Annotated in this window: 13 protein-coding genes; 6 read left to right on the top strand and 7 right to left on the bottom strand. The window is 64.1% G+C overall.

Going from position 1 to position 15,500, the window contains the following annotated elements; translation table 11 throughout:
* Positions 1-14 precede the first annotated feature (14 nt).
* From OU995_RS14105 to tadA, 4 genes are all read right to left on the bottom strand, one after another.
* Positions 15-998 carry an ABC transporter permease gene (locus OU995_RS14105; protein ID WP_267830671.1) on the bottom strand — a complete coding sequence of 328 codons (984 nt, stop codon included), beginning with the start codon at positions 996-998 and terminating at the stop codon, positions 15-17.
* Positions 998-3,274 carry an ABC transporter substrate-binding protein gene (locus OU995_RS14100; RefSeq protein ID WP_267830670.1) on the bottom strand — a complete coding sequence of 759 codons (2,277 nt, stop codon included), beginning with the start codon at positions 3,272-3,274 and terminating at the stop codon, positions 998-1,000. The genes OU995_RS14105 and OU995_RS14100 overlap by 1 nt, the downstream gene beginning before the upstream one ends.
* A 285-nt stretch (positions 3,275-3,559) precedes the next feature.
* Positions 3,560-4,597, bottom strand: a complete 1,038-nt coding sequence (locus OU995_RS14095; protein WP_267830669.1) for an LD-carboxypeptidase — start codon at positions 4,595-4,597, stop codon at positions 3,560-3,562.
* Positions 4,594-5,268 (bottom strand): tRNA adenosine(34) deaminase TadA, encoded by a 675-nt coding sequence (gene tadA / locus OU995_RS14090; RefSeq protein ID WP_420714728.1) that lies wholly within the window; start codon positions 5,266-5,268, stop codon positions 4,594-4,596. The genes OU995_RS14095 and tadA overlap by 4 nt, the downstream gene beginning before the upstream one ends.
* Before the next feature lie 50 nt (positions 5,269-5,318).
* Between tadA and OU995_RS14085 the strand changes: the two genes are divergently transcribed.
* A complete protein-coding gene (locus OU995_RS14085) occupies positions 5,319-6,506 on the top strand; it encodes a DUF72 domain-containing protein (protein WP_267830668.1) in 1,188 nt (395 codons plus the stop codon).
* On the opposite strand, the gene OU995_RS14080 is transcribed toward OU995_RS14085, so the two are convergent.
* Together OU995_RS14080 and OU995_RS14075 are read right to left on the bottom strand one after the other, a co-directional pair.
* A complete protein-coding gene (locus OU995_RS14080) occupies positions 6,497-7,420 on the bottom strand; it encodes a LysR family transcriptional regulator (protein WP_267830667.1) in 924 nt (307 codons plus the stop codon). The two genes, OU995_RS14085 and OU995_RS14080, sit on opposite strands and share 10 nt — an antisense overlap.
* 284 nt (positions 7,421-7,704) lie before the next feature.
* Positions 7,705-8,181 (bottom strand): SDR family oxidoreductase, encoded by a 477-nt coding sequence (locus tag OU995_RS14075; RefSeq protein WP_267836261.1) that lies wholly within the window; start codon positions 8,179-8,181, stop codon positions 7,705-7,707.
* A gap of 189 nt (positions 8,182-8,370) precedes the next feature.
* On the opposite strand from OU995_RS14075, the gene OU995_RS14070 reads away from it, so the two are divergent.
* Positions 8,371-9,258 (top strand): polysaccharide deacetylase family protein, encoded by an 888-nt coding sequence (locus OU995_RS14070; RefSeq protein WP_267830666.1) that lies wholly within the window; start codon positions 8,371-8,373, stop codon positions 9,256-9,258.
* Positions 9,259-9,512: 254 nt separating this feature from the next.
* On the opposite strand, the gene OU995_RS14065 is transcribed toward OU995_RS14070, so the two are convergent.
* Complete coding sequence (locus OU995_RS14065; RefSeq protein ID WP_267830665.1) at positions 9,513-10,412, bottom strand: LysR family transcriptional regulator; 900 nt, start codon at positions 10,410-10,412, stop codon at positions 9,513-9,515.
* Positions 10,413-10,545: 133 nt separating this feature from the next.
* On the opposite strand from OU995_RS14065, the gene OU995_RS14060 reads away from it, so the two are divergent.
* From OU995_RS14060 to OU995_RS14045, 4 genes are all read left to right on the top strand, one after another.
* Positions 10,546-11,061 carry a lactoylglutathione lyase family protein gene (locus OU995_RS14060; RefSeq protein ID WP_267830664.1) on the top strand — a complete coding sequence of 172 codons (516 nt, stop codon included), beginning with the start codon at positions 10,546-10,548 and terminating at the stop codon, positions 11,059-11,061.
* A 14-nt stretch (positions 11,062-11,075) separates the two neighbouring features.
* On the top strand, positions 11,076-12,089 hold the full coding sequence (locus OU995_RS14055; protein WP_267830663.1) for a zinc-binding dehydrogenase: 1,014 nt from the start codon (positions 11,076-11,078) through the stop codon (positions 12,087-12,089).
* A gap of 118 nt (positions 12,090-12,207) precedes the next feature.
* Entirely contained in the window at positions 12,208-12,885 is a 678-nt protein-coding gene (locus tag OU995_RS14050) for a hypothetical protein (RefSeq protein ID WP_267830662.1), read from the top strand.
* 371 nt (positions 12,886-13,256) lie between these two features.
* Positions 13,257-15,446, top strand: coding sequence for a catecholate siderophore receptor Fiu (locus tag OU995_RS14045; RefSeq protein ID WP_267830661.1), 2,190 nt, complete (start codon positions 13,257-13,259; stop codon positions 15,444-15,446).
* Positions 15,447-15,500 lie beyond the last annotated feature (54 nt).

Raw genomic sequence — 15,500 nt, 5'->3', positions numbered from 1 at the left:
ACGTCCTCCGGACCTCAGCTCAGCCGCACCCGCGGATCGACCCAGGTGTAGACCACGTCGATCAGCGCATTGCTGGCGATGTACAACAGCGCTCCCAAAAACACCATGGTGCGCACGATGGCGAAGTCCTGGCCGGTGATGGCGTCGATGACAAACGCGCCCAGGCCAGGAATGCCGAAGAAGCTTTCAAACACCAGGCTGCCCAGGAAGACATAAGGCAGATAGGCCCCTGCGCTGGTGATGATGGGGATCAGCGCATTGCGCAGCACATGGCGGCGCAGCACCACCGGCTCGGACAAGCCCTTGGCGCGGGCCGTCCGGACATAGTCCTTGCCCACCTCTTCCAGCAGCATGGCGCGGTACAGCCGCGCTTCACCGCCCAGGCGGGACAGCAGCGACAGCGCAATCGGCAAAGCCAGGAAGCGGATGGCATCCAACCCAGGCGCATAGCCGTTGATCGGCACCAGGCGCAGGATGCGGGAGAAGAAGAACTGGCCCACGATGATGTAGAACAGGCTGGAGATCGACAGCATCAGCACACACAGCACCACGCCCCAGAAGTCGATGCGGGAGTTGCGGAAGAAGGTCAGCAACAGCGCAAACGCCACGCTGATGATCAACTGCAGCGCAAACAGCGGCACCGCCAACTGCAGGCTCACCCCCATGCGCTGCTTGATCTCGTGGCCGATGTCCACCGCCTGGCGCGCGTCCGAGCGGCCAAAGTCCATCAGCATGAGGGAGACCGAGCGCTCCCAGAACACCGTGTGGGTCAGGCGTGCGCTGCCCTGCTGGCTGTCGTCCCAGTACAGCGGCTTGTCGTAGCCGCGCTCGGCCTTCCACTTGTCGATCTGTTCCTGCGTGACGCGCTTGCCACCGATGTTCAGCCGGGCCATGTCGTCCGGCGTGTTGACGGTGAAGAACAAGAAGAAGGTCAGCAGGTTGACCCCGATCAGAATGGCCAGGCCATACCCCAGCCGCCTTGCAATGATCTTGAACATCAGTCAGCCCCTCCGGGGGCAGCGGCCGTGCCGCGCGCGGTGGCGGTCTCCCGGGCCATGAAACTGCGACGAGTGGCCCAGACAATGGCCAGCGCCCCCAGCACCAGCACCACCAGCGGCCACCACACGGGGCTGTTCCAGGCGGCCTGCTGGCGCGCCCGCTCGGCGGCATCCAGCCGGTAGAAGCGCACCGGGTCCCGCACCACGATGCTGGGCTTGCCGTTGTAGACCCAGTGCTGGAAGGCCTGGCCGGTGTAAGGCCAGTAGCCCCAGGCCCAGGGCGCGTCTTTCTGCACGATCTCGAGCATGCGGTCGATCACCTGCTGCTTCTCGGGCCCATCCTCCAGCGTCTGCATGGTCCTGAAGAGCTTGTCGTATTCGTCGTTCTGGTAGTTGGCGGAGTTTTCGCCTTCATGCAGCGACTTGCTGTTGGGTCCGTACAGCAGGAAGAGGAAGTTCTCCGCATCCGGATAGTCGGCAAACCAACCCCACCAGAAGATCTGATGCTTGCCTTGACGCACCTTTTCCTGGAACTGGTTGTAGTCGGTCGCCCGCACATCCAGCTGGATGCCCAGCTTGGCGAACTGCTTGACCATCCAGTCGTTTTCCGCCTTCACCTCGGGCGTGACCGTGCGCATGAAGTCGTAGTTCAGCACCAGCGGCTGGCCGGTGGTGGCGTCGCGCCCATCGGGATAACCGGCTTCCACCATCAGCTGGCGAGCCTCTTCCAGGGAGCGGCGCACCACCTTGCCATCCACCAGCTTGTGCGTGACCGGGTTGAAGTAACCCGGCTTGGCCTCGCGTGAGCCGAACACGCCGGGCGGTACAGGCCCATAGCCGGCCACGCCCCCGCGGTTCTTGAAGATCTTCCCGTAGCCTTCTTCCCAGTCGATGGCAATCGACAGCGCCTGGCGGAGCTTGCGGTTGCGCTCCTGCTGCTGCGGCGTATGGCCCTTGCCGACGACCGGGTCCAACCAGTTGAACCCGAGATACCAACTGTTGGGGTCGGTATCACGCGGGAACTTGAAGCCGCGCTGCTGGAAAAAGGCGGCCACCTCATCGGAGTCGCTCTGGTCGGCGGTGAACTCCACGCCCCAGTCGCCACGCTCCAGGTCAGGGACGTCCAGATAGCCTTGCTTAAAAAGCTCCTTGCGCGGCACCCGTTCCTTCACCAGCGTCGCCACCACCTTGTCCACAAAGGGCACACGCTTGCCGCAGTCCGCCAGCAGGCCTGCTGCGCGGTCGGCTTCGCTGCCCTCGCAGGGGTAGGTGTCGAGGTGATAGTTGGGGTTGCGGGACATCACATGCCGACGGTCCTGCTGGTACTCCGTCATCATGAAAGGCCCGGTGCCCACCGGCCACTGATTCCAGGAGAGGCCATGCTCGGCCATGCCCGGCTGGGCATAGAAGGCATCAACCTCCCAGGGGATCGGGGACAGGAAGCTGGTCGCCATCCAGTACGACCACTGCGGATATTTACCCTTGATGCGGATCCGCAGCAGATGCGGATTGACGGCTTCCGCTCCGGCCAGCGGCCACTTGCGGAAGTCGAGGAAGGGTTTGTCCTTGGTGCTTTCCGGCAGGCCCTGCAGCAGCTTGGCGTTTTCCTTGCGGATCAGCTCGCCATAGTCCTTCAGGCCCAGCACGCGTTCGGAAAACAGGCCGAAGATCGGTGCTTCGATGCGCGGCGTGGCATGGCGCTTGAGTGCATAAACGAAGTCATCCGCCACCAGCTCGCGAGTGCCCTGGTGCTCGAACTCCCACGGCGAGCGCTTGCTGCCCAGTTGTGCAGGGGTCAGGTGGTGATAGAGATACTGCCCCTGCGCGTCCTTGGCAAAGGCGGGGCTGGGCGCATACATCACACCAGGGCGGATGGGCACTTCATACACGCTCTGGGCGATCTGGTCTGCCGGCGCGTTGTCTGGCAGGCGTTCGCCCTTGTGGTCCAGGTAATAGGGATGCACCACCTCGGCGGCCGCGCGTGGAATCAGCTGATACGGGCGCTTGAGGTAGTGGTAGCCGTAGAGCGGCTCGGTGATCTGGTAGACGTAGACGCCTTCCGGCGCCGTGTAAGAGGCGGTCGGGTCCAGGTAGCGCGGGGAGCGTTCATCAAAGGAGATGAACAGCGTGTTTTCCTTGCCGGCACCGGCCCAGTACGGGCTGTTATTGCAGGCGCCCAGCAGCCCGATCAGCAGGACGGCCGTGCCCAGGGCCAACATCCGCCGGGCCAGGCCCAACAGCCCGCCGAATCCCTCACTCCACCGTCCCGACGACATTCGTCACCCCTCAAAACACAAAGCCGCATCCTCTGGACGCGGCATTGCCAAATGGTTGCCGGGCCGCCCGCATGGAACACCACCAAGCATGGTGGAACTCCCGCGAAGGCGCCCTTCTCAAATCATACGTGAGCCCTGGTCGCTCGCCGTCTGGAGATGTGTCTCCAACCGCGTTCCAACAGCTTCCCTACAGCTTTCAGACAGCTTCGCCGGCATGCGTGCTGTGCAGCGGCGCCTGCGGGGCGATCTGTGGATCAGCCGCCGCAGCGATGTGCGGGCCGTGACTCAATGACCGTGGTGGTGATGGTCGTGGTCATCGTCGTGGTCGTCATGACCGTCGTGAGGGGCGTGACCGTGGTCATGCCGGTCCCCGTGCGAGTCGTCATGCGCATGATGGGGATGGTCATGCCCATGCCCCACATGCCCCCAGGCCACAAACACGTCCCGGCCCTCCACCAGCAACTCGCTCTTGGCGCCCACCGGCAGGCAGACCTTGGTGGGCACGTGGCCGAACGGCAGGCCGGTGAGCACCGGCACCTTGCAGCGGGCACGTAATGCCTCGACGCAGCTCTTGAAGTTGTAGCCCCGGTCGAGCGGCGACTTCTTCCAGCCGCTGAAGCAGCCCAGAATCACGGCCTTCTGGGCATCCAGCACACCGGCCTGCTGCAACTGCAGCAGCATGCGTTCGACCCGGTAGGGATGCTCGTTCACATCCTCCAGGAACAACAGGCCGCCCTTGATGCGCGGGAAATGCGGGGTCCCCAGCAGCGAGCACAGCACGGCCAGGTTGCCGCCCCACAGCGTACCGCGCACGCCCAGGCCATCAAAACCGGCCTCGGTGCGGAAGCCCACGGCTTCCAGCGAACCGTCCATGGCTTCCAGGAAGCAGTCGCGGGTGATGTCGTCCACGCCGCCCTCGTCTTCGGTGCGGCCGAAGTCATCACAGGCCAGCGGGCCCGCCCAGCTCACCTGCTGGGTGTGGGCCAGCAGGCCCAGCTGCAGCGCGGTCAGATCGCTCTGCCCCACCCAGCGGGTGCCCTTCTCCACGCTGCGGCCCATCAGTTTCCAGTTCAACTGGTCCAGCAGCCGGGTCAGGCCATAGCCGCCCCGAGTGGCGAGGGCCACGTCCGGCGCCGCCTTGGCCACCCGGTGCAAGGCCGCCAGGCGGGTGTCGTCATCGCCCGCAAATCGCTGATGTCTGGCGGTGGCCGCTTCGTCGATCGAGACCTTGAAGCCCAGCGCACCCAGGCGCTTGGCTGCACGGCGCAGCGGTGGGGTGGTGGCCAGAACGCCGGAGGGGGTGTAGAGAATCAGGTCGCTCATGGCTGGGGCTCGGTTGGGGACGAATCAGGGTCCAGGGGCAGGTACTGCGCCTCGCCCACGGGGATATCGGTGCCGGCGGCACCCGGCGCGGGGCCGGGTGAGCGGAACATGGCCAGCGGGTCGGGCCGCTCGGCCGCGCGTTGGGCTTCGCGGCGTTGGCGTGCGGCTTCCCGGCGTTCCGCGAAGAACTGCCGCAGCAGTTGCGAGGCCGGGTCGGCCAGCACACCACCGACCAGTGCCGTGTGGTGATTCAGCTGCTTCTGCGCGAACAGGTCCAGCACGGAACCGGCAACACCGGTTTTGGGGTCGTGGGCAGCAAACACCACCCGCTTGATGCGCGCATGCATCATGGCCATGGCGCACATGGCGCAAGGCTCCAGCGTCACAAACAGCTCGCACTCCGGCAGCCGGTAGTTGCCCAGCAACTGGGCGGCGTGACGCAGCGCCACGATCTCGGCATGAGCCGTCGGGTCGTGGGTGGTGATGGGCCGGTTGTAGCCGGTCGCGATGATCTGGCCAGCGCGCATGATCACCGCGCCCACCGGCACTTCGCCCACGAGCCAGGCGTTCTGCGCCTGGTCCAGGGCCAGCCGCATGGCGTACTCGTCGGCGGGGTCAACCGGGGCCGCAGGAGCGGCGCCTGGCGGGGGAATCGAAAGAAAGTCCGTCATAGTGTGCTGTTCGCGCGGCAGTGTAGCCCGCGGCGCTATGCTGCCGGCCCATGACCTCGGATCCGACCGTGCCGACCTCACCGCCTGCCCCTGCCGGGCAGGTCGATCTGTTTGGGCATCCAGTGATGGTGCCGGCGGGCCCGACGCAGGCACCCACGGAGCAAGATCCGGAGGGCACACCAGCGCCGACGGCAGTGGCCGGAACCAGCCCCGCCAAAGGCCGGCGCCGTGGCGGCGTGTTGCCCGCATCCGCGCTGGAATCGGACCTGGCCCTGGCCGCTGCCTTGTCGCCGCACATCCGCATCGGGACGTCCTCCTGGAGTTATCCGGGCTGGCAGGGCCACGTGTGGGCGGGCGAGCACAGCGAGTCGGTCCTGTCCCGCCAGGGGTTGACGGCCTATGCCCAGCATCCGCTGCTGCGAGCGGTGAGCATCGACCGGGGGTTTTATCAGTCCCTCACGGCCAGCCAGTTCGAGCGGTATGCCCATCTGGTGCCGGAGGGCTTCCGCTTCCTGGTCAAGGCGCCCAGTGCCGTGACCGACGCGGTGGTGCGGACGGAAGACGGACGCGGACGGCAGACGAATGAGGCCTTCCTCGATCCCCGGCTGGCGCTGGGCAGTTTCGTGGAGCCTGCGTTGGAAGGGCTGGGCGACAAGGCGGGTGCCCTGGTCTTCCAGTTGAGCCCCCTGCCGCTGGACATGCTGGCGCGCATGTCGGAACAGCTGGACCGGCTGTGGCGGATGCTCAAGGCGATGCCTGCACCCGCGTCCCGGCCCACCGGGGCCGTGCTGGCGGTGGAAGTGCGGGATCCGGAATGGCTGTGTCCGGACCTGGTGGCCCTGTTGAAGGACACTGGCGCCTGCTACTGCCTGGGGCTGCATCCCAAGCTCCCCCCTATCCAGGAGCAACTGCCCCTGTTGCGAGCCATGTGGCCGGGGCCGCTGGTGGCGCGTTGGAACCTGCATCGCAAGCATGGGCCTTACGGATATGAGGACGCTCAGCGCCTGTATGGACGCTACGACCAGATGCTGGACCCCGATCCCGACACCCGGGCCGTCCTGGCCAAGGTGATGCAGGCGACCGCCGAGGCGGGGCATGAAGTGCTGGTGACCGTCTCGAATCACGCGGAGGGGTCGGCGCCATTGAGTGCCCGCGCGTTGGCCGAAGCAGTCCGGGACCGGGCGCAACCGGCCGTGGACGAAACCTGTGAACGGGGCTCCGCAGGAACTCAGTCCTGACCTGCGGCACTCTGCATCGCATCCCACCGCCAGGCCTTGCGCAGGCGGGCACCGAGAAAATCAATCAGCGCCCGTACGCGCGGAGCCAGCAGTCGGCCTGACGGATAGAGCGCATTCAACGGCGTCGCAGGCATCACAAACGCGGGAAGCACTTGCTTCAACCGGCCTTCGGCGAGATCGTCCCCGACATCCCAGATGGACTTGCGGACAATGCCAACGCCCTCCAGTGCCAACGCGTGGGCGGCGCTGCCGTCGTTGGTGACGAAGGTCCCCACCACCTCGACCGACAGGGGCTCATCTCCGTCGAACACCCAGGCCGCGCGGGCGTGATGGCCGATCAGGATGCAGGCATGGTGGGCCAGCTCCTGTGGGTGCTGCGGGGTGCCGCAACGCTTCAGATAGGCCGCAGAGGCGCACAACACCCGAAAGTTGGGGGCGAGTGGACTGGCGATCAGCGACGAATCCGCCAGCGTTCCAAACCGGATGGCCAGATCAACATTGGCGTCCAGCAGATCCACCAGCACGTCTGACAGCTCCAGTTGCACCCGCAATTTGGGGTGCTTCTTCTGAAACGCCGCCAGGGCCGGCGCCACCCACTGCCGACCGAACTCAACGGGCGCACTCAGCCGGATCGTGCCCTCCACCGCATGGGTGCGGCCGGAGATCACCGCCTCCGCCTGTTCAATGGCGGCCAGAATGCGCAGCGCCTCGGCATGGAACAGGGCACCCTCCTCCGTCAGCACCTGCTTGCGTGTGGTGCGTTGCAGCAGACGGATGCCCAGTTCCTCCTCCAGTTGAGTCAGCCGCTTGCTGACCATGGCCACCGAGAGGTCCATGTCCCGCGCCGCCGCAGACAGGCTTCCGGTGGCCACCACCCGTACAAAGGTGCGCAGGCTTGGCAGGTTGTTGATCATCGGGCTTCTGAACAATGGCAAAGGGTGCATTCAATCATTGACGGTAGTTGTCCTGCGGCGGTTGAGGAAGTGAACGCGTCCAACCGGCTCGTCTGGTGGCGGATGGTGGCGGATGACTTCGTTGATGCACTCAAGCGCCACGCCACGCCACGCCACGCATCGAACCGCCGATCTTCGGCCTGTTTTCCGAACGCGTGCTGGGACTGAAGGACTATGGCGAGCTGATCCGCAAGGAAAACGCCAAACTGCTGCAGGGCCTGCCGGACGCCTGACCGCAGGAACCATCATTCCTGTTTGGACCCAGACATCCCGCCATCCACCAACAGCGTCGTGCCCACGACAAAGTCCGCCGCATCGCTGGCGAGCCACACAACCGCCTGTGCGACGTCGCTCACGTCCCCGATGCGGCCGTAGGGAATCATGGTGAGAAGTGGGTCCCGCGCTTCCGGGTCATCCACGAACGCCTGATGGATGGCCGTGGCAATGGCGGCAGGCGCAATCGCGTTGACGCGAATCCCCTCGCCTGACACCGCCCGCACGAGACTGCGCATGAACAGGTCCACCCCGCCCTTGGATGCCGCGAAATTGGTATGCCCCGCCCAAGGGATGAGCCGATGGACCGAACTCATGTCGCCGACTGAACCAGCCTCCGTTTGGTTCTTGAAGGATTGGAAAAAATGCCTTAAGTGCCCGCCAGTATGTCTTGGAGCGCTCCCCGGTGAACATGGCTGGCGTCCGGTCCACAGGGCCCACCCGGACACCCCTTCTGAAAGGACATCCAATTGATTGATCCAGACGCTCCAAACGTCCCGCCCCCTTCCGTTGCCCACACGCCTGCTGTCGCGCCCAACCGGCAGCGACGCCACTTCCTTCAGCAAGCCGGTAGCGTCGCCAGTGGCATGGTGGCCACGTCGATGCTGTCCAGCGCCCAAGCTCAAACCGAGACCCCCATGACCCCCTCCCCTGCCCCACGCGATGCCAAGCGCAACTTCTGGCCCGACGACATTCGGCTGGTGATTTCCATTTCGATGCAGTTTGAGGCCGGAGGCCAGCCCCTGAAGGGCACGGACAGCCCGTTCCCGAAAGTGGACTTCCCCGCCCATGTCATGTCGGACCCGGGCGCCAATACGTGGTTTGCGTATGGATACCGCGAGGGCATTCCTCGCATGCTGGACTTGTGGGACAAGCATGGTGTGAAAGTGACCTCCCACATGATCGGAGAGGCGGCCATGAAGCATCCGGCGCTGGCTCGAGAGATCGTCGCCAGAGGGCATGAGGCGGCCGCCCACGGGCCTCGCTGGAGCTCCCAATATGCACTGAGCAAAGACGACGAACGGCGATTCATTGCGGAGGGCACCCGCATGGTCGAGGAGGTGACGGGGAAGCGGCCGTCCGGCTACAACTGCAACTGGATGCGCCGTAGCCCGAATACGCTGTCTCTGCTGCAGGAAATGGGCTATCTCTATCACATCGATGACCTGAGCCGCGACGAACCGTTCATCGAACTGGTCAATGGCAAGGACTTCGTGGTGGTGCCCTACACCTTGCGAAACAACGACATTCTGTTGGTGGAGGGACGGTACTATTCGCCGGATCAATTCCTTTCGCAGATCAAACGAGAGTTTGATGCGATGTATGAGGAGGCGGGGTTCAGGCGCCGCATGATGTCGATCAGCGCCCATGACCGTATCAGCGGCTCTCCCCAGATGGTGAGCGCGTGGGACGAGTTCCTCACCTACGTCCGGCGCAAGCCCGGCATCGCCTTCATGCGCAAGGATGACATCGTCCGCTTTGCGCTCAATCGGCCGGACATCCTGCGCGAGCCAGAAACCATCTAGGGACTGCCAACACTCCTTGCACGCAGGCAATGCCTCTGCGGGTCCAGCGATTTCATTGATTCGCTGGACTCGTTGCGCATCGCGGTGGACAGCACACCCCCGGGAGACGACGGTCCGGGTGGAGATTCTGGTGTGACCACCGGGGATGCGGGGAGCGCAGGCAGCGGGCAGCCTTCGGCCGCACCCGGTTGATGCGCCATGACGGGCCATGACGGGCCATGATTGGCTATGACGCGGCCCGTGGTCGTTCGCACTTAGCGGGGCAAGGTGCCGGTCGCCGGCCAAGCCTCCCGAATCTGATTCAGCACCCAGACCGAACGGGCCGACAGCGGCCACTCGGCGCGGTGAATCAGCCACAGCGTGTCCACCATCGGCGGCCCCAGTTCAATCACCTGCAACGCATCGGGCCGCGCAAAAGCCTGTCGCGCATGCCTTGGGATCACCGTGAATCCGAGACCTCGTGCCACCGGTTCCAGGATCAGCGCAATCTGATTGCTGAAGCCATGACAAGGAATATTGCGAATGCCGGGATTGCCCGGCAGATGGCGCATCAGCAGTCGGGTGGCCATGGCCTGGCCGTCCGGATGGTCGATGAAACCGATTCGCGCCAGGTCCTCCCAGCCGGTCACGGTTTCACCTGCGGGCACCACCAGTTCCAGCGTCTCCTCCAGAAACGGCGTGGCGCTGAGTTGACGGTCGCTTGGCCTGAGTGTGACCAAGCCCAGTTCGTACTGCTGACTCAACACCGCCTGCCGTGCTTCAACGTCCGGCGCGAACCGGTGGCGAATGACGAGGCCACGGTGTGCGAGCTGCAAGCGCAGCAGTAGCGGGTACAGCGCCAAACCCACACTGCCCGGTGTGATGAAGCTCACCTCGCCACAGCGGGCGCTGGCATCGCCGGCATCACTGAGCCGCAGCTGCATCCGCTTGGCGGCACTAGCCACCTCGTGGCAGTACTCGAGCAACGCCTGTCCGGCCGGGGTCAACTCGATCTGGCGAGGCCGACGGATCAGCAGCGGCCCGAACTCATCCTCCAGATGGCGCACATGCTGGCTCACGGCTGCTTGCGTCAGGCCCAGCCGGTCCGCAGCGCGCGTGAAGCCACCGGTCTCCACCAGCGTGACGAAGGAACGTGCCCATTGTGGGTTGACCATCACAGATTCTTATTGAATATATAAGGCTCCATTAGAGCAAGCATGAGTTGGATGCGCCTACGCTGATGGATATTCCCTCGTTTCGTCCAGGGTCCCTCGTGCCCTGGGCATGTCAACAGCCACGCAGATGTTCATGTCCAAGCTTCCCCAGCCTTATCCGAGGAGCTTCTCCCACATCGGTCTTTCCGTGACCGACCTCGACGCCGCAGTCCGGTTCTACACCGAGATCATGGGCTGGTACCTCATCATGCCGCCCACCACCATTCACGAAGACAGCAGCGCCATTGGCGTGATGTGTACCGACGTGTTTGGGGCGGGGTGGGGCGCTTTCCGCATCGCTCATCTCTCCACCGGCGACCGCATTGGTGTCGAAATCTTCCAGTTCCCGAATGCCCAGAAGCCAGCCAACAACTTCGAGTACTGGAAAACCGGCGTCTTCCACTTTTGCGTCCAGGACCCGGATGTGGAAGGGCTTGCCGCCAAGATCGTCGCGGCCGGTGGCAAGCAGCGCATGCCGGTGCGCGAGTACTTCCCCGGCGAGAAGCCGTACCGCATGGTCTACATGGAAGACCCGTTCGGCAACATTCTGGAAATCTACAGCCATAGCTACGAACTGACCTACGCGGCGGGCGCGTATCCATCGTCTTGACTGAGGCCCGTCCGATGCAGCACAAATCACCCAATCCCGGGTCCACCCCACTACCCAGCCACTACCAGGCCTGGACCTGGCAAGGCAGCGCCGAGCCGCTGGCGCTGACCTTGCAGTCCGTACCCATGCCGCTCCTGGCCGCCGGTGAGGTGCTCGTGCGCAATGCCGCCATTGGCTTGAATCCGGTGGACTGGAAGGTGCTCGGGGGCGGACTCACCACGTGGCAGGCTGGACACATTCCTGGCGTCGATGGAGCCGGAGAAGTGGTGGCTATCGGGCCGCAAGTCTCCGAGTCCTGGCTGGGGCGCCGCGTTGCTTATCACACCAGCCTGCACGGCCACGGCAGCTTCTCGGAATATGCGCCTGTGTCGGCCCGCGCGCTGCTGGTCATGCCTGATGGACTGGGCTTTGAAACGGCGGCTGCGGTGCCCTGCCCTGCGCTCACGGCATGGATCGCGCTGGAGAAGCTCCCCACTCGGCCCGGGCAGTCGCTGCTGGTCACAGGCGCCGGTGGATCGGTCGGTCACTATCTGGTGCAACTGGCCAAGTGCCGGGCGTTTGTTGTGACCGCGATGGCCAACGCTCGACACCAGGAAGCGTTGAAGGCCATCGGCGCCGATGAATGGAAGGTCGGGCCTTTGCCGGAGAGGCAATCGTGGACGGATCGCCGCTGCTTTAATGCGGTGATCGACACCGTCAGTGGGGATCACGCCGAACGGATGGCGGCTGCGTTGAAGGCCAACGGCCACCTCGTCTGTATTCAGGACCGCGTGACCACTTGGCCCTGCGCGGCATTTGGGTTGACCTTGTCGATGCATGAAGTGGCCCTGGGCGCGCTGCATGTGCATGGGGACGATCTGGCTTGGCGGCACTTGACCGAGGCGGGCGAGTCCCTGCTGTCGCAAGTGCAACAAGGCCGCTTGCTGGTCCCTGCGCGCGAAGTCCGTGCGTTCGATGCGTTGCCGCAGTTCCTGGACGATCTTCGCCATCGGCGCTTCGCGGGCAAACCGGTGGTGCAACTGGGCTGACGGCTTTGACGGCACACCCAGCTTTCTGATGTCGATCACCATGCATGTCCAACGCCCTTCCCTCCCGTTTGCCCACCGCCTCGCACGACCACTCGCCCTGTTGCTGGGTGCGTGGTCCGTGCTCGGCATCGCCGCCGTCGATGCATCAACGCTTCCCAGAGAAAGACAGCCGCTCACCACCGTCATGCGGGGCATGGGCCGGGACTCCACATCCGTCGTGGACGCGCGTTACGACCGACACTTCACCGAGAACCGCGCCGCAACGGGCGTCTCCACCGTCATTGCCAAGGGGCGGTTCTTCATCAATGGCTGGGCCCTGCCAGCCAATCAAGGGAATTACGCCGTGCGCGCGCCCAACGGCTATTTGGTGAACCAGACACCCTGGTTGCTGCGCGACGCTGCCAACGGCACAGGGAAAGGCGGGTACAAGGCCCAGAAGCCAGCCGCGACATATGCGGCTGCGGCGCTCGCGGTCGCCACCGGGATCGTCCCCGGCCAGGAAGTGCGTCTTTATGACACCGATGCCGACGACCACGTCGATCTGATCGAAGCGGACTACAAAGAATGCGTGCTGGTCGGCCGGATCCATCGCAACAGTGACGGGTCGTACCGCCTGTTGCGGGATGACCTTGACCGCGCAGCCAGGAGCGAATCGCAAGATCAGCTCTACCTGCTCTATCTCACGCTCAACGGCAGCGAGCAGGACATCGGTGCGCGTTTTGGAGGCTTCCGCTACAGCGGCTTTGAACAGAGCGTTCAGCCCGGGGGCCAGCCTCCAACGCCGTCGCGTACGTGAGGCGACGACACCGCGCGGCAGTAATACTGCTGATACAGAGCGAAAGCCGAACAATCGGCCATTTCCATACGACGATGAGAATTACTTTCATTTAAAGTTCACATCGAGCCGAAGAGCTCCCAATTCATTAACGGCTCATTCGCATCCATTCGCGAATGACGCCGCGCATTCCCGCCAGCCTTTGCAGCCAGCAGTCGCGAGTGCATACGTTCCCAGAGTTCGAGTCGCCACCAGCCACCCCGATACGTAGGCAGCCATCGGCATCGTCCCCTGACGCCCCAGGGGCCCCAAGGCCCTTTCATTCACTTGAAGAAGAACGCCCTCCGATGACCTACGTAAAAAGCCGCAAGCATCCCGTGGCTGAGATGTCCATGAACCGAGGCAACGCTGCCGTGCTGGCAGGACTGGCCGTGACGCTGTCGATGTCCGTTGCACAGGCAGCTTCTGGCAGCGCCGCCGACACCACCGAAGACCCAACGACCTTGCCGCGAGTGAATGTGGAAACCAGCAAGGCCAAGACGCTGGCTTCGCCCAAGTACACCGCACCGCTGGCGGAAACGACGCAGACCATTCAGGTGATCGACAGCCAGTTGCTCAAGACGCAGGGCGCCACCACCCTCACCGAAGCCATGCGCAATGTGCCGGGTGTCGGCACCTTCAATGCCGGGGAAGGCAATGGCGGGCCCAACATGGGCGATGCGCTGTACATGCGCGGCTTCGACGCTTCGAACAGCATCTTCGTGGACGGCGTGCGGGACCTCGGCTCCATCACGCGGGACGTCTTCAATATCGAGCAGGTGGAAATCACCAAGGGCGCCGCAGGCACCGACACGGGCCGCAGCGCCCCGTCCGGCCAGATCAACCTGGTGAGCAAGCAGCCCAACTTGGATGACCACCTCAACGCGGCGCTGGGGCTGGGCAGCGGTTCCTACAAGCGCTCAACGCTCGATTGGAACCAGAAGCTCAGCGGCTTCGACAATGGAGCAGCCGTCCGTTTGAATGTGATGGGCCAGGACGCTGGTGTCGCGGGCCGTGATCAGGTCAAGAACAAAAGCTGGGGCGTGGCGCCCTCCATCGCTTTCGGGCTGAAGACCGACACCCGCGTGTATGTGAACCTCCTGCATGTGAAGCAGACCAACACGCCGGACAGCGGACTGCCCACGGTGGGTCTCTCCGGCTTCTCGGACACCACCTTCAGCAGCGCCAGCAAGGTCGACACCAGCAACTACTACGGCTCCACCGACTCACACGACGACGCCACCGCCACCATGGCGACCCTACGCGTCGAGCATGACCTGTCGCCGACCACCACGCTGCGCAATCTCACCCGCTGGGGCAAAAACGAGTCCGACTACCTCGCGGTGACCGCTGGTGTTGCCTCTCTCTCCGGCAGCGACACCAGCACGTGGACCACCACACGGCTGGGCGCCGCCAAGCAGCTCAAGAATGAGGTACTCACCAATCAGACCAGCCTCACCACCAAATTCAATACCGGCACCTTCGAACACAGCCTGAGCACCGGCGTGGAATGGACCCGTGAGAAACAGACCAACTACGGCCTGACCCGCACCGGCAGCCTCAGCTCGGTGAACCTGTACAACCCGACCCTGACCGCCAGCGGTCTGACCATCACACGGTCCGGCCTGGACGCCTTCTGGCAGACCGATACGGCGGCCGCTTATGTGTTTGACACCGTCAAGCTCAACCGTGACTGGCAGGTCAATGGCGCTCTGCGAGTGGATCACTACAAGACGTCCTACCTGTCGGAAGCCACCACTGGCAATACCGAACTGGAGGCCGACGGGAATCTGGTCACCTACAAGGTGGGGGCACTCTACAAGGTCGCGCCTACAGGCAACGTCTACGCCAACTATGCGCTGTCCCAACAGCCCCCCGGCAGCACCAGCAGTTTCGGCGCCTACTCCTTGTCCTCCACGGCCAGCAGCGCCAGCAACCCGGACATGGATCCGCAGAAGTCCAAGACCTACGAGCTCGGCACCAAGTGGGAGTTCTTTGACAAGCGCCTGCTGATCACCGGCGCCCTGTTCCGCACCGATGTGGAAAACGAGGTCTACGCCGAAGACGACGGCACCTATTCGCAGATCGGCAAGAAGCGGGTGCAGGGCATTGAGCTGTCTGCCACCGGCCAGATCACCAAGGACTGGAACGTGGTGGCGGCCTACACCCATCAGAAGACGAAGATCGTCACCGGCGCCGCCACGGCGCAGGACGGCACGTCCACCTTGCCCTATGCCCCGGACAATGCGCTCTCCCTGTGGACCACGTATCGGCTGCCGCAAGGCCTCACGCTGGGCGGAGGTGCTCGTTATACCGGCATCGTCAAGCGCCAGACCAAGCTGGCGACTACACCCGACCACATCCCCTCCTACTGGGTGTTCGACGCCGTGGCCACTTACGAGATCAACAAGAATTGGGATGCGCAGCTCAACGTCTTCAACCTGTTTGACAAGCGCTACATCACCGCCATCAATTACCTGGGCTATCGGTACACACCAGGGCTGGAACGCTCGGCCCGTGTGAATCTGAACTACCACTTCTGATCGTCGTTGATCGTCGCGTCATCCCTTTGACGTCCTCCTGCCGCGCCAGACGCG

Origin of the sequence: Roseateles sp. SL47, from assembly GCF_026625885.1 — a bacterium.
In the GTDB taxonomy this organism is placed as follows: Bacteria; Pseudomonadota; Gammaproteobacteria; order Burkholderiales; family Burkholderiaceae_C; genus Roseateles.
The sequence above is the reverse complement of the archived record's forward strand: the minus strand, read 5'-3'. Positions and strand labels throughout refer to the sequence as shown.

Bases quoted from the DNA above. Each gene is read 5' to 3' on its own strand.
- OU995_RS14105 (WP_267830671.1), bottom strand. From the start codon at position 998: ATGTTCAAGATCATTGCAAGGCGGCTGGGGTATGGCCTGGCCATTCTG.
- OU995_RS14100 (WP_267830670.1), bottom strand. From the start codon at position 3,274: ATGTCGTCGGGACGGTGGAGTGAGGGATTCGGCGGGCTGTTGGGCCTG.
- OU995_RS14095 (WP_267830669.1), bottom strand. From the start codon at position 4,597: ATGAGCGACCTGATTCTCTACACCCCCTCCGGCGTTCTGGCCACCACC.
- tadA (WP_420714728.1), bottom strand. From the start codon at position 5,268: ATGACGGACTTTCTTTCGATTCCCCCGCCAGGCGCCGCTCCTGCGGCC.
- OU995_RS14085 (WP_267830668.1), top strand. From the start codon at position 5,319: ATGACCTCGGATCCGACCGTGCCGACCTCACCGCCTGCCCCTGCCGGG.
- OU995_RS14080 (WP_267830667.1), bottom strand. From the start codon at position 7,420: ATGATCAACAACCTGCCAAGCCTGCGCACCTTTGTACGGGTGGTGGCC.
- OU995_RS14070 (WP_267830666.1), top strand. From the start codon at position 8,371: ATGACCCCCTCCCCTGCCCCACGCGATGCCAAGCGCAACTTCTGGCCC.
- OU995_RS14065 (WP_267830665.1), bottom strand. From the start codon at position 10,412: ATGGTCAACCCACAATGGGCACGTTCCTTCGTCACGCTGGTGGAGACC.
- OU995_RS14060 (WP_267830664.1), top strand. From the start codon at position 10,546: ATGTCCAAGCTTCCCCAGCCTTATCCGAGGAGCTTCTCCCACATCGGT.
- OU995_RS14055 (WP_267830663.1), top strand. From the start codon at position 11,076: ATGCAGCACAAATCACCCAATCCCGGGTCCACCCCACTACCCAGCCAC.
- OU995_RS14045 (WP_267830661.1), top strand. From the start codon at position 13,257: ATGAACCGAGGCAACGCTGCCGTGCTGGCAGGACTGGCCGTGACGCTG.